The 13,035-nt window shown below is 61.9% G+C and carries 12 protein-coding genes; 11 read left to right on the forward strand and 1 reads right to left on the reverse strand.

Annotated elements, in window-relative coordinates:
- Positions 1–52 precede the first annotated feature (52 nt).
- From CGA21_RS05595 to CGA21_RS05645, 11 genes are all read left to right on the forward strand, one after another.
- Positions 53–688 carry a MotA/TolQ/ExbB proton channel family protein gene (locus tag CGA21_RS05595; RefSeq protein WP_020799918.1) on the forward strand — a complete coding sequence of 212 codons (636 nt, stop codon included), beginning with the start codon at positions 53–55 and terminating at the stop codon, positions 686–688.
- Positions 685–1,113, forward strand: a complete 429-nt coding sequence (locus tag CGA21_RS05600) for an ExbD/TolR family protein (RefSeq protein ID WP_110754152.1) — start codon at positions 685–687, stop codon at positions 1,111–1,113. Before CGA21_RS05595 ends, CGA21_RS05600 begins: the two co-directional genes overlap by 4 nt.
- 5 nt (positions 1,114–1,118) lie before the next feature.
- On the forward strand, positions 1,119–2,123 hold the full coding sequence (gene lpxK / locus CGA21_RS05605) for a tetraacyldisaccharide 4'-kinase (protein WP_110754150.1): 1,005 nt from the start codon (positions 1,119–1,121) through the stop codon (positions 2,121–2,123).
- 25 nt (positions 2,124–2,148) lie between these two features.
- Positions 2,149–2,334, forward strand: a complete 186-nt coding sequence (locus CGA21_RS05610) for a Trm112 family protein (protein ID WP_003179363.1) — start codon at positions 2,149–2,151, stop codon at positions 2,332–2,334.
- A complete protein-coding gene (gene kdsB, locus CGA21_RS05615) occupies positions 2,331–3,095 on the forward strand; it encodes a 3-deoxy-manno-octulosonate cytidylyltransferase (RefSeq protein WP_110754148.1) in 765 nt (254 codons plus the stop codon). The genes CGA21_RS05610 and kdsB overlap by 4 nt, the downstream gene beginning before the upstream one ends.
- Positions 3,095–3,559, forward strand: a complete 465-nt coding sequence (locus tag CGA21_RS05620; protein ID WP_110754146.1) for a low molecular weight protein-tyrosine-phosphatase — start codon at positions 3,095–3,097, stop codon at positions 3,557–3,559. Before kdsB ends, CGA21_RS05620 begins: the two co-directional genes overlap by 1 nt.
- Complete coding sequence (gene murB / locus CGA21_RS05625; RefSeq protein ID WP_033044088.1) at positions 3,556–4,575, forward strand: UDP-N-acetylmuramate dehydrogenase; 1,020 nt, start codon at positions 3,556–3,558, stop codon at positions 4,573–4,575. Before CGA21_RS05620 ends, murB begins: the two co-directional genes overlap by 4 nt.
- Positions 4,576–4,823: 248 nt before the next feature.
- Positions 4,824–5,294: a (2Fe-2S)-binding protein gene (locus CGA21_RS05630; RefSeq protein ID WP_008066557.1), complete on the forward strand. Its 471-nt coding sequence runs from the start codon at positions 4,824–4,826 to the stop codon at positions 5,292–5,294.
- Positions 5,291–7,612, forward strand: a complete 2,322-nt coding sequence (locus tag CGA21_RS05635) for a xanthine dehydrogenase family protein molybdopterin-binding subunit (RefSeq protein WP_188263746.1) — start codon at positions 5,291–5,293, stop codon at positions 7,610–7,612. Before CGA21_RS05630 ends, CGA21_RS05635 begins: the two co-directional genes overlap by 4 nt.
- Positions 7,612–8,595, forward strand: coding sequence for an XdhC family protein (locus tag CGA21_RS05640; RefSeq protein WP_188263747.1), 984 nt, complete (start codon positions 7,612–7,614; stop codon positions 8,593–8,595). Before CGA21_RS05635 ends, CGA21_RS05640 begins: the two co-directional genes overlap by 1 nt.
- On the forward strand, positions 8,592–9,182 hold the full coding sequence (locus tag CGA21_RS05645; protein ID WP_110754138.1) for a nucleotidyltransferase family protein: 591 nt from the start codon (positions 8,592–8,594) through the stop codon (positions 9,180–9,182). Before CGA21_RS05640 ends, CGA21_RS05645 begins: the two co-directional genes overlap by 4 nt.
- 223 nt (positions 9,183–9,405) lie before the next feature.
- Here CGA21_RS05645 and rne read toward each other — a convergent pair whose 3' ends face one another.
- Positions 9,406–12,648 (reverse strand): ribonuclease E, encoded by a 3,243-nt coding sequence (gene rne, locus CGA21_RS05650; RefSeq protein ID WP_188263748.1) that lies wholly within the window; start codon positions 12,646–12,648, stop codon positions 9,406–9,408.
- Positions 12,649–13,035 lie beyond the last annotated feature (387 nt).

A 13,035-nucleotide genomic window follows, 5' to 3' on the forward strand; every position in this document is an offset into this window, starting at 1 on the left:
TGAGTCCACCCCCTATGTTAGAGTGGCGCACTTTTTCGAGGGGACTGTCACTGTGTGGGAATTGGTCAAATCCGGCGGCTGGATGATGCTGCCGATCATCCTGAGTTCCATCGCGGCAATGGCTATCGTTGCCGAACGTCTGTGGACCCTGCGGGCCAGTCGCGTGACCCCGGAGCATTTGCTCGGGCAGGTCTGGGTCTGGATCAAGGACAAGCAACTCAACAAGGAGAAGCTCAAGGAACTGCGCGCCAATTCGCCGTTGGGCGAGATCCTGGCCGCTGGCCTGGCGAACTCCCGGCATGGTCGCGAGATCATGAAGGAGTGCATCGAAGAGGCCGCTGCGCGGGTCATCCATGAGCTGGAACGCTACATCAATGCCCTCGGTACCATCGCTGCCATGGCGCCGTTGCTGGGCCTGCTGGGTACGGTGCTGGGCATGATCGATATTTTCAGTGCGTTCATGGGCACGGGCATGACCACCAATGCGGCGGTATTGGCCGGGGGTATCTCCAAGGCGCTGATCACCACGGCCGCGGGCTTGATGGTCGGTATCCCGTCGGTATTCTTCCACCGTTTCCTGCAACGCCGGATCGATGAGCTGGTGGTCGGCATGGAGCAGGAAGCGATCAAGCTGGTCGAAGTCGTGCAGGGTGATCGTGACGTGGACCTGGCGGGGGGCAAAGCGTGAAATTCCGCCGCAAGCAACGGGAGAATGTGGACATCAACCTCGCGTCGCTGATCGACGTGGTGTTTATCCTGCTGCTGTTTTTCGTCGTGACCACGACGTTCACCCGTGAAACCCAGTTGCGCGTCGATCTGCCCGAAGCGGTCAGCGGAGCGCCTTCCGAGGACCAGAACCGGCAACTGGACATCGCGATCAGTGCCGACGGCATATTTTCGGTGAACAACCAGGTATTGCCCAAAAGTGACCTGGCAACGCTGATGGATGCCCTGCAGAAACAATCCAATGGCGATACCAGTCGACCGCTGTCCATCAGCGCCGACGGAAAATCCCAGCATCAGTCGGTCATCACCGCCATGGACGCTGCCGGCAAGCTCGGCTTCAGCCATTTGCGCATGACCACAGTCGAGGCGGCGCCGCCCGCGCCTTGAAAAGCATGTCCGAACGCTTGCTCGCTGCCTGGTACCGGGGGCATCCGGCCCTGAAGCTGTTACAGCCGCTGGAGTGGTTGTACCGCCGCGTGGTCAACAACAAGCGCAAGCGCTTTCTGGCGGGCGAGGGCGATATCTATCAGCCACCGGTGCCGCTGATCGTGGTGGGCAACATCACCGTGGGCGGCACCGGCAAGACACCGCTGATCCTGTGGATGATCCAGCACTGTCAACGTAGTGGCCTGCGGGTTGGCGTGGTCAGCCGGGGTTACGGTGCCAAGCCAGCGCAATTGCCGTGGCGGGTCGAAGCGGATCAAAGCGCCGACATCGCTGGCGATGAGCCGCTGTTGATCGTGCAGCGCACCGGCGTGCCGTTGATGATCGATCCGGATCGCAGCCGCGCGGTCAAAGCCCTGCTGGACAGTGAATCGCTGGACCTGATCCTGTCCGATGATGGCATGCAGCATTACCGCCTGGCGCGGGATCTGGAGCTGGTCCTGATCGACGCTGCCCGCGGATTGGGCAACCGCCGCTGCTTGCCGGCCGGGCCGCTGCGTGAACCGGTCGAGCGTTTGCAAAGTGTCGATGCGGTGCTCTACAACGGTGCAACGGCTGACAGTGGCGACGGCTTTGCCTTCCAGTTGCAACCGACGGCGCTGGTCAACCTGCAAAGCGGCGAACGGCGCCCGCTCGATCACTTTCCCGCGGGCCAGGCGTTGCATGCGGTGGCCGGGATCGGCAACCCGCAGCGTTTCTTCAGGACCCTCGAAACGCTACACTGGCAGCCAGTCCCGCATGCATTCGCCGACCACGCCGAATACAGTGCGCAGGCCTTGAATTTCAACCCGTCATTGCCATTGGTGATGACCGAAAAGGATGCGGTGAAGTGCCGTGCCTTCGCCGCCGCCGACTGGTGGTACCTGGCGGTCGACGCTGTGCCGTCGCCAGCCTTCACGGCCTGGTTCGATACACAGTTGATGCGCCTGTTGCCGGCTCGTCTTTTGCCTTAAATCCGTTTCTATCCAGGGAATGTTCATGGACACCAAATTGCTCGATATCCTCGCTTGCCCGGTCTGCAAAGGTCCGCTCAAGCTCAGCGCTGACAAGACCGAGCTGATCAGCAAGGGCGCTGGCCTTGCGTACCCGATTCGCGACGGCATCCCGGTGATGCTCGAATCCGAAGCCCGTACCCTGACCACCGACGAGCGTCTGGATAAATGACTTCAGCCTTTACCGTTGTTATTCCTGCGCGCTACGCCTCCACCCGCCTGCCGGGCAAGCCGCTGCTGTTGATCGCTGGCAAGCCGATGATCCAGCACGTTTGGGAGCAGGCGTGCAAAAGTAGCGCAGAGCGCGTGGTGGTTGCCACGGACGATGCGCGCATCGCCCAGGCCTGTGAAGGTTTTGGTGCCGAAGTGGTGATGACTCGCGAAGACCACAACTCCGGAACCGATCGCCTGGCTGAAGTCGCGGCAAAGCTGGGCCTGGCGCCCGACGCGATCGTGGTCAACGTCCAGGGTGACGAGCCGTTGATACCGCCGAGTGTCATTGACCAGGTGGCCGTAAACCTGGCTGCCCATACCGAAGCGCGCATGGCCACGCTGGCCGAGCCGATCGAAGACGTGGAGAGCCTGTTCAACACCAACGTGGTCAAGGTCGTCAGTGACCTCAATGGCCTGGCGCTGACCTTCAGTCGCGCCACGTTGCCATGGGCACGGGACACGTTCGCCAAGAGCCTCGAGCAAATGCCCGAAGGCGTGCCGTATCGCCGCCACATCGGCATCTATGCCTACCGCGCCGGTTTCCTGCATGACTTCGTCAGCTGGGGCCCGTGCTGGCTGGAAAACACCGAGTGCCTGGAACAACTGCGTGCCTTGTGGCACGGGGTACGGATCCACGTCGCCGATGCACTGATCGCGCCGCCTGCCGGCGTCGATACCGTTGAAGACCTCGAGCGCGTTCGTCGCCTGCTGGAGGCCTGATGCGGGTTCTGTTTGTCTGTCTGGGCAATATCTGTCGTTCACCCACGGCCGAAGGCGTTCTGCGGCATAAATTGCGTGAAGCGGGGCTGGCCGATCAAGTCGAAGTGGCCTCTGCCGGCACCGGCGACTGGCACGTGGGCAGCGCGCCGGACAAGCGCAGCCAGGCGGCGGCAAAACGCCGTGGTTACGATTTGTCCACCCAGCGCGCCCAGCAGGTCACCCGTGCCGATTTCGCCACGTACGACCTGATCCTGGCGATGGACAACAGTAACCTGCGCAACCTCATGGATCTGCAACCGCCCAAGTGCAAGGCGGAGCTGGACCTGTTCCTGCGTCGCTACCCGGCGCAGGTCGAGGAAGTCCCGGACCCGTACAACGACAGTGAACATGGCTTCGAGCACGTGCTGGACTTGATCGAGCGCGCCAGTGACCTGCTGGTGATCGAACTGAAGGAACGGTTATGAGTTTGCAATTGCGATCCCAGGTTTCGCTCAAGCCGTTCAACAGCTTTGGCGTGGATGTCCAGGCCCGCCTGTTTGCCGAGGCCCATAGCGACGCCGATGTGCGTGAGGCCCTGGCCTATGCGCGGGAACACCAGGTGCCCTTGCTGGTGATCGGCGGTGGCAGCAACTTGCTGCTGACCGCTGACATTGAGTCGATGGTACTGCGCATGGCCACCCGCGGAATACGCGTGATCAGCGACGATGGCAGCAAGGTCGTGATCGAGGCCGAGGCGGGCGAGCCCTGGCATCCATTCGTGCAACACACCCTGGTGCAGGGCTTGTCAGGCCTGGAAAACCTTAGCCTGATTCCCGGCACCGTTGGTGCGGCCCCCATGCAGAACATCGGCGCCTATGGCGTGGAAATCAAGGACGTGTTCGCCGGCCTGACCGCCCTGGATCGCCAGACTGGCGAACTGCGCGACTTCAGTCTGCAAGAATGCAACTTCGCCTACCGCGACAGCGTGTTCAAACAGGAGCCTGGGCGCTGGTTGATCCTGCGCGTGCGTTTCACCCTCGATCGCACCGCCCACCTGCACCTGGAGTACGGTCCTGTGCGTCAGCGCCTGACCGAGCAGGGCATCGATCATCCGACGGCCACGGACGTCAGTCAGGCCATTTGCAGCATTCGCAACGAGAAGCTTCCGGACCCGGCGGTGCTCGGCAATGCCGGCAGCTTTTTCAAGAACCCCTTGGTCCCAGCGGCACTGGTCGCACAGCTCAAGGGTGAATACCCGGACCTGGTGGCCTACGCGCAACCCGACGGACAGATGAAGCTGGCTGCCGGCTGGTTGATCGAGCGGGCAGGGTGGAAAGGCTTCCGCGATGCCGATGCAGGCGTACACAAAATGCAGGCACTGGTGCTGGTCAATTACGGCAGTGCGACAGGGCTGCAACTGCTGCACCTGGCGCAGCGCATCCAGAAAGACATTTCAGAGCGTTTCCATGTCGACCTGGAAATGGAGCCGAACCGCTATTGAGGCTACGCTTTCAAGGTGGACTTCAAAGCCCTGCACTGATGAAAAGTGCAGGGCTTTTTTGTTAATGCTGGGTTAACTTAGCGAGCTAACGATGCATTGCATTTGTTCCATCAAAGGCCCGGTGCAGACGTCTCCGTCCGGCATAAGAGAGCCCTATTAGCCTGAGTAGATCTGCGTTATGCCAACCGCCGACCTCCCGGCGGCAGATTGCTCGACCCCATGACCTTTATAACTATGCGGGCGTGCCCATGATTACCCTGAAACTCAACGGTCAAGACCATCCACTCGATGTCACCGAGGATATGCCCTTGCTCTGGGCGATTCGCGACGTGGCCGGTTACAACGGCACCAAGTTTGGCTGTGGCATGGGCCTTTGCGGCGCCTGCACAATTCATATCGAAGGTGCTCCCGCGCGCAGTTGCATCACGCCGATTGGCTCGGTCGTCGGCCAGAATGTCACCACCATCGACAACCTGCACGCCGACCCGGTCGGCAAAGTCGTGCAGCAAGCCTGGCTCGACACGGCCGTGGCCCAATGCGGTTACTGCCAGGGTGGGCAGATCATGTCCGCCACTGCGCTGCTCAAGACCAATCCCGACCCCAGCGATGAGCAGATTGAAGAGGCGATGGTCGGCAACATCTGCCGCTGCGGCACCTACAACCGCATCAAGACCGCCATTCGCCAGGCATCCACTCACCTGAAGGAGGCCAAGGCATGAGCCGGTTACCGAATGATTTCGCCCTGAGCAACCTCAGTCGGCGGGGTTTCCTCAAGGGCGTGGGGGCCACCAGTGCGCTGGTGGTTGCCGCGAGTTGGGGCTGGCAAGACGCGTTTGCCGAAGAGGCGCAGAAAAAGTTCGGCGCCGATGGCATGCCCAATGGTTGGATCGACGATCCCAAGGTGTATGTGAGCATCGCCACTGATGGCACGGTGACGGTGGTCTGCAACCGTTCGGAAATGGGCCAGGGCGTACGGACCAGCCTGACCATGGTGGTGGCCGACGAGCTGGAAGCCGATTGGGCGCGGGTCAAGGTGCAACAGGCGCCGGGCGATGAAGTGCGGTTCGGCAACCAGGACACCGATGGTTCGCGCAGCATGCGTCACTGGTACGAACCGATGCGCCGCTGCGGCGCCGCCGCCCGGACCATGCTGGAACAGGCCGCCGCCGACCAATGGAAAGTGCCGGTTGGCGAATGCCATGCGCAGCTGCATAAAGTCATCCATAAGCCTTCCGGTCGCGAACTGGAGTATGGCGCTCTGGCCGCCGCAGCTGGCGCCTTGGCCGTGCCGGCCAGGGACAGCTTGCGACTCAAGCAGCCCTCGGAGTTTCGCTACATCGGCAAGGAAGGCACCAGGGCCATCGATGGCGAAGATATCGTCAACGGCCGCGCGGTATACGGCGCAGACGTGCATTTCGATGGCATGCTGTTTGCCGTCATTGCCCGGCCGGCGGTATATGGCGGCAAGGTCAAGAGCTTCGATGGCAGCGCTGCGATGAAAGTGCCGGGAGTGGTCAAGGTCATCCAGATTGAAAGCCGTCCACTGCCCTCGGAGTTTCAACCCCTGGGCGGCATCGCGGTGGTGGCCAATAACACCTGGGCGGCGATCAAGGGTCGCGAGGCGTTGAAAATCGAATGGGACGACGGCCCCAACGCCAGCTACGACTCGATCGCCTACCGCAAGGAGCTCGAGGCCGCTTCGCTCAAGCCGGGCAAAGTGGTGCGCAATACCGGCAATATCGACGACGCCATGGCCAATGCCGCCAGCACACTGGAAGCCTCCTACTATTTGCCGCACCTGTCACAATCGCCAATGGAGCCGATGGTTGCCATCGCTCGCTACAAGGACGGTGTTTGCCAAGCCTGGGGGCCAAGCCAGGCGCCACAGGTCACCCGCGAGCGGATCGCCGAACGCCTGGGCGTGCCATTCGATAAAGTCACCTTCAACGTGACGTTGCTGGGCGGAGGCTTCGGGCGCAAGTCCAAGCCCGACTTCATTATCGAAGCGGCCATCCTGGCCAAGGAGTTCCCCGGCAAGGCAGTGCGGGTGCAATGGACCCGTGAAGACGATATTCACTGTTCCTATTTTCACACGGTGTCGGCCGAATACCTCAAGGCCAGCCTGAACAAGGACGGCTTGCCCTCCGGCTGGCTGCACCGCACGGTGGCGCCGAGCATCACTGCGTTGTTTGCGCCGGGCATGAACCATGAGGCCGCCTTCGAGCTGGGCATGGGCTTCACCAACATGGCCTACGCAATTCCCAACATTCGCCTGGAAAACCCCGAGGCCACTGTCCATACGCGGGTTGGCTGGTATCGATCGGTATCGAACATCCCCCACGGTTTTGCGATCCAGAGCTTCATCGATGAACTGGCGCACAAGGCCGGAGAAGACCCGCTCAAGTACCAGGTCAGATTGCTCGGCCCGGACCGGCAGATCGATCCACGCACCTTGAGTGAAGAATGGAACTACGGTGAATCGCCCGAGCGTTATCCGATCGATACCGCTCGCCTGCGCACGGTACTGGAAACTGCCGCGAAGGCCGCCGGTTGGGGACGTGAGTTGCCCAAGGGCCGAGGCCTGGGCCTGGCGGTGCACTACAGCTTCGTGACGTACGTGGCGGCAGTGATCGAAGTTGAAGTCAAGGACGATGGCACCTTGATCGTGCACAAAGCTGACATTGCCGTGGATTGCGGGCCGCAGATCAACCCCGAGCGGATTCGTTCGCAGTTCGAAGGTGCCTGCGTCATGGGCCTGGGCAATGCGGTGCTGGGCGAAATCAGCTTCAAGGATGGCAAGGTCCAGCAGGACAACTTCCACATGTACGAGGTGGCGCGCATGTCCCTGGCGCCCAAGGAGGTCGCGGTGCACCTGGTAACGCCGCCGGGCAATGTGCCGTTGGGCGGTGTCGGCGAACCGGGTGTGCCACCGATTGCACCGGCGCTGTGCAACGCGATCTTTGCCGCCACCGGCAAGCGTATCCGCAGCCTGCCGGTCCGTTATCAATTACAGGGTTGGCAGAAGGTCGAGGCGTGATGGACAGTGCCGATCTGAATGTCCTGCGCAGCGTGCTGGAATGGCGTCGCGCCGGCCAGCGGGTGATGTTGTACAGCGTCGTGCAGACCTGGGGTACTGCGCCCCGGGCGCCTGGTGCAATGCTGGCATTGCGCGAGGACGGCGTGGTGATTGGCTCGGTGTCCGGTGGTTGTGTCGAAGACGACCTGATTGCCCGTTTGCATGACGGTCGCATTGCGGCCGACGGACCGCCGGTGCAACTGATCACCTACGGCGTCACCCGTGAGGAGGCGGCACGCTTCGGTTTGCCCTGCGGCGGCACTTTGCGTTTGACCGAGGAGCGCGTTGGCGATCCTGCGTGGGTCACCGAGTTGCTGGCGCGCTGCGAGGGCCATGAAATCGTCGCGCGTTCGCTGGATATCGCGACCGGGGAAGTCATTTTGCAGCCCGCCGCCAAGACCGATGTGCTGGCTTTCGATGGGCAGACCCTGCGGGCCATTTATGGCCCGCGTTGGCGCTTGTTGTTGATTGGTGCCGGGCAGTTGTCTCGCTTTGTCGCCGAGATGGCACGGCTGCTGGATTTTGAAGTGCTGATTTGCGATCCGCGCAGCGAATTCGTCTACGGCTGGGAGGAACAGCACGGTCGATTCGTCTCGGGCATGCCCGATGAGGCGGTGCTGAACATCCAGACCGACGAGCGCACGGCTATCGTTGCGCTGACTCATGATCCGCGCCTGGATGATATGGCCTTGCTGACGGCCCTTGACTCCCGGGCCTTTTATGTTGGCGCACTCGGCTCCCGGGTCAACAGCCAAAAGCGCCGGGACAACCTGGCTCTGCTCGGTCTGTCACAGCAGGCCATCGAGCGGTTGCACGGCCCGGTCGGCTTGCACATCGGCAGCCACAGCCCGGCGGAAATCGCCTTGTCGCTGATGGCCGAGATTGTGGCGATCAAGAATGGTATCGAGCTTAAGCAGAAGAAACCGCTGCGGGAGGGTGTATGAGTCAATCCATCGGAGTGATCGTGTTGGCGGCGGGGCAGGGCAGTCGTTTCCGACAGGTCGCGGGCGACGACAAGGACAAGCTGCTGGCTGACTGCAAGGGGCGTGATGGCGCGGTTCGATCGGTCATCGAACAAGTCCTGGTGAATCTGCCTTCCACGCTGGATAAGCGCTTTCTGGTGACCACGGCCGCTCGTCCGCAAGTCAGTCGCATGGCCAAGGCCTATGGCTGCGAGATCGTCCTGATCGAAACGACCGGAATGGGCGACAGCATTGCGGCAGGGGTGGCGGCATGCGCTCAACTTGATGGTTGGCTGATGGTACTGGGAGATATGCCGTTCATCCTGCCATCGAGTATTGAACGCGTTGTGGATCAGATAGCCGATGACTGCGTCAGCGTGCCGGTACAGGAGGGTGAGTACGGGCATCCGGTGGGCTTTGGACGCAGTTTTGCTCCGGGATTGATGGCGTTATCAGGCGATCGCGGCGCCAAGGGGTTGTTTGCCCAGGGGCGGGTGGTACAAGTGAGGGTGGATGACCCCGGTGTGTTGTGGGATGTGGATGTGCCTGAGAAGCTGACTTTCAAATAATCGCAGATTTTCTGTAGGAGCGAGCATGTCGAATCGTCGCACCGTCGCGATGGACGTCAACGATGACGCGGGGAACCTGGATACACGCGGTGCATTTGAGATCATCGCGAGCATGCTCGCTCCTACAGAGGTATAAACGATCATGTTTCCCAGGATTGCGTGAAGAACCAAAAAAAAGCCCCGCCCGGGTTCACCGGGCGGGGCTTTTTAATGGCCGAGGGAATCAGACGAGAGGTTTAGGCTCGTGCTCTTTTTCCTGGGCTTTCTCGTGTTGCTCGACCGCTTCCTGAACGGAGCGAGGTGCTTCGGCAATCACCGACTCAACCGGCTCGGCAGCGACTTCGGCAGCCGGGGCAGATGCCTCGACCACTTCGGCGGCAACCGGTGCTGGCTCGGCAGCAACAGCCTGGGCAGCAGCGGCCGCCAGTTCGGCTTCCTTCTGCAGACGCTCTTCTTCACGCTTGCGGCGACGCACTTCACGTGGGTCGTTCGGTGCGCGGCCACTTGGCGTCAGGGCGCTGATTGGCGCGGCTTCAACCACCGGAGCAGGCGCTTGGGCAACAACCGGCGCTTCAACCACTGGAGCTGGCTCGGCAGCGGCAACTGGCTCGGAGACCAGCGCTGGCGCCACCTCGGCTTCAGCAACCGGCGCTGGAGCAGGGGTTTCGGCTACGGCTGGCTCGGCAACCCAGTTGAAAGCGGTTTGCTCTTCGCGAACTTCACGAACGGCCTCGGTCACGGTTTCAGTCACGGTGTCGGCAACCGGTTCTGCAACCACGGCTGGTTCAGCGGCAGCTTCAACCACTGGCTGTGCTTCTGGCGCTGCTGCCACTTCGATTTCCGGCGAAGCTGTGGCTTCGACCGGAGTCGTCGCTTCCACCACTGGCGCTTCGGCGGGAGCCGTTTCCAGGGTGGCGGCGGTGGCGCGTTCGGCTTGCTGGTTGGCCTGTGCTTCGGCCGGAGCGCTGATCACGCTGCTGGCAACGGCTGCGGTAACAGCCAGGCCGGCGGCCAGGTCAGCAGTGCTTGGCGCTTCAGTGTTATCGCCGGCTTCGGACTCTTCCGAACCTTCGATTACGTTGCCGTTGGCATCACGCTGACGCTCGCGGCGGTTGCTGCGACGACGCTGGCCGCGGGAGCGGCGGCGTGGACGATCGCCTTCGGCGCCTTCCTGGCCTTCTTCCTGCAGTTGCTCTTCGTTGCCGGTCAGCTCTTCTTCGGCTACAGCAGCCGCTTGCTCGGCACGCGGTTGACGTTCTTCACGCGGAGGGCGTGGAGCGCGTTCTTCGCGTGGCGGGCGGGCCGGGCGTTCTTCAGTGGTCGCGGCAGCAACAGCAGCGGCAGCAGGAGCGACAGCGTCCAGCGGCTCGCGCAGTTCACGCACACGCTCCTCACGCTCGCCACGTGGCTTGCGATCTTCGCGCGGGGCACGCGGAGTACGCTCTTCACGTGGCGCGCGCGGAGCGCGTTCTTCACGTGGAGCGCGTTCTTCGCGGGCTACGACTGGCGTTTCTTCGCGGGTCTCACGAGGCTCGCGTACTTCGCGTGGCTGGCGCTCTTCGCGGGGTTCACGTGGAGCGCGTTCTTCGCGGGGCGCGCGCTCTTCACGAGGCTTGCGCTCTTCATCGCGGCGACCGTTACGGGTGCGGCTCTGCTGGCGGCCGGTGCGGCGTTGTTCCTCGTTGCTGCGGGCCGGACGCTCGGTGGTAGCCGGTTTCTCAACCACGGTCGGAGCGACAGGCTCTTCCTTGGACGCGAACAGGCTGACCAGCGACTTCACCAGGCCCTTGAACAGGCTTGGCTCTGGCGCGGCGACAGGAGCGGCAACGGGAGCGGCGACAACTTCGGTCGGTACCGGAGCATTGGCGCGGGCTGGCGCCGTCTTGACCGCGGCTTCCTGGCGAACCAGGGTGCGGGTCGCGGCAGCTGGCTGCACTTCTTCGACTTCGGCGGCGGCCGCTGCGATTTCGTAGCTGGACTGGTTGATCGCCGCTTCCGGGCTGTCATCGCGCAGGCGTTGCACTTCGAAGTGCGGCGTTTCGAGGTGATCGTTCGGCAGGATGACGATGCGGGCACGGGTACGCAGTTCGATCTTGGTGATCGAGTTACGTTTTTCGTTGAGCAGGAACGCGGCCACCGGGATCGGCACTTGTGCACGAACTTCGGCGGTACGGTCTTTCAGGGCTTCTTCTTCGATCAGGCGCAGGATCGCCAAGGACAGCGATTCGACGTCACGGATGATGCCGGTGCCGTTGCAACGCGGGCAAACGATGCCGCTGCTTTCACCCAGGGATGGGCGCAGGCGCTGACGGGACATTTCCAGCAGGCCGAAGCGCGAAATGCGGCCGACTTGCACGCGGGCGCGGTCGGCTTCCAGGCATTCGCGGACTTTTTCTTCCACGGCGCGCTGGTTCTTGGCCGGGGTCATGTCGATGAAGTCGATGACGATCAGGCCGCCGATGTCGCGCAGGCGCAACTGACGGGCGATTTCTTCGGCGGCTTCAAGGTTGGTCTGCAGCGCGGTTTCTTCGATGTCGCTACCTTTGGTGGCGCGCGCCGAGTTGATGTCGATGGACACCAGGGCTTCGGTCGGATCGATCACGATGGAGCCGCCGGAAGGCAGTTCAACGACGCGCTGGAACGCGGTCTCGATCTGGCTTTCGATCTGGAAGCGGTTGAACAGTGGCACGCTGTCTTCGTACAGCTTGATCTTGCTGGCGTACTGCGGCATCACCTGGCGAATGAAGGTCAGGGCTTCGTCCTGGGCTTCAACGCTGTCGATCAGCACTTCGCCGATGTCCTGGCGCAGGTAATCGCGGATCGCGCGGATGATCACGTTGCTTTCCTGATAGATCAGGAACGGCGCGGAACGATCCAGCGAAGCTTCTTTGATGGCAGTCCACAGTTGCAGCAGGTAGTCGAGGTCCCACTGCATTTCTTCGCTGCTGCGACCCAGGCCGGCCGTGCGCACGATCAGGCCCATGTCGGCCGGGGCAACCAGGCCGTTCAGCGCTTCACGCAATTCATTGCGCTCTTCGCCTTCGATGCGACGGGAGATACCGCCGGCACGCGGGTTGTTCGGCATCAGCACGAGGTAACGACCGGCCAGGCTGATGAACGTGGTCAGGGCGGCGCCCTTGTTGCCACGCTCTTCTTTTTCGACCTGAACGATGACTTCCTGGCCTTCGCTCAGGACGTCCTTGATGTTGACGCGGCCTTCAGGGGTTTTCTTGAAGTATTCGCGGGAGATTTCTTTGAGGGGCAGGAAGCCGTGGCGCTCAGAGCCGAAATCGACAAAGGCAGCCTCCAGGCTTGGTTCGATGCGAGTAATCCGGCCTTTATAGATGTTGGCCTTCTTCTGCTCGCGTGCACCGGATTCGATGTCCAGGTCGTAGAGGCGCTGGCCATCTACCAGTGCAACACGCAACTCTTCGGGTTGAGTTGCGTTAATCAGCATTCTTTTCATGTAGTACCGTCGGTTTCCGGGCTGCCGGAAACGGCGTTCGGCACACACGACTTCTCATGGTCGGTGTCAGGTGCGTCGGGAGTGGTTGGCCATTCCCGTGTCCAGCGATGTCCGGCCAATGTGGGCCTTTGTCGCGACGTACGCGTCCTGCTTGCTGTGGCTACTTAAGCACTCAGTCAGGAGGAGGAATCAACCGGCGGCTGTGGACGAGATGAAGCGTCTTGATAAAGCCTATTGCTACACAGGCCAGCGGTTGTGCATCTCCACCCTACACGTATCCCTGATAATTCGGGTGCTGCCGCGCGCAGAATCCGCAGCGGGTTGGCATTTACCGTGAGCTCCGAAAGGGGAGGTCACGCATCATGGCTAATTTAGGCGTTGTTTCCG

The sequence above is a fragment of the Pseudomonas sp. PSB11 genome (assembly GCF_014596605.1).
GTDB classification, from domain to species: Bacteria; Pseudomonadota; Gammaproteobacteria; order Pseudomonadales; family Pseudomonadaceae; genus Aquipseudomonas; species Aquipseudomonas umsongensis.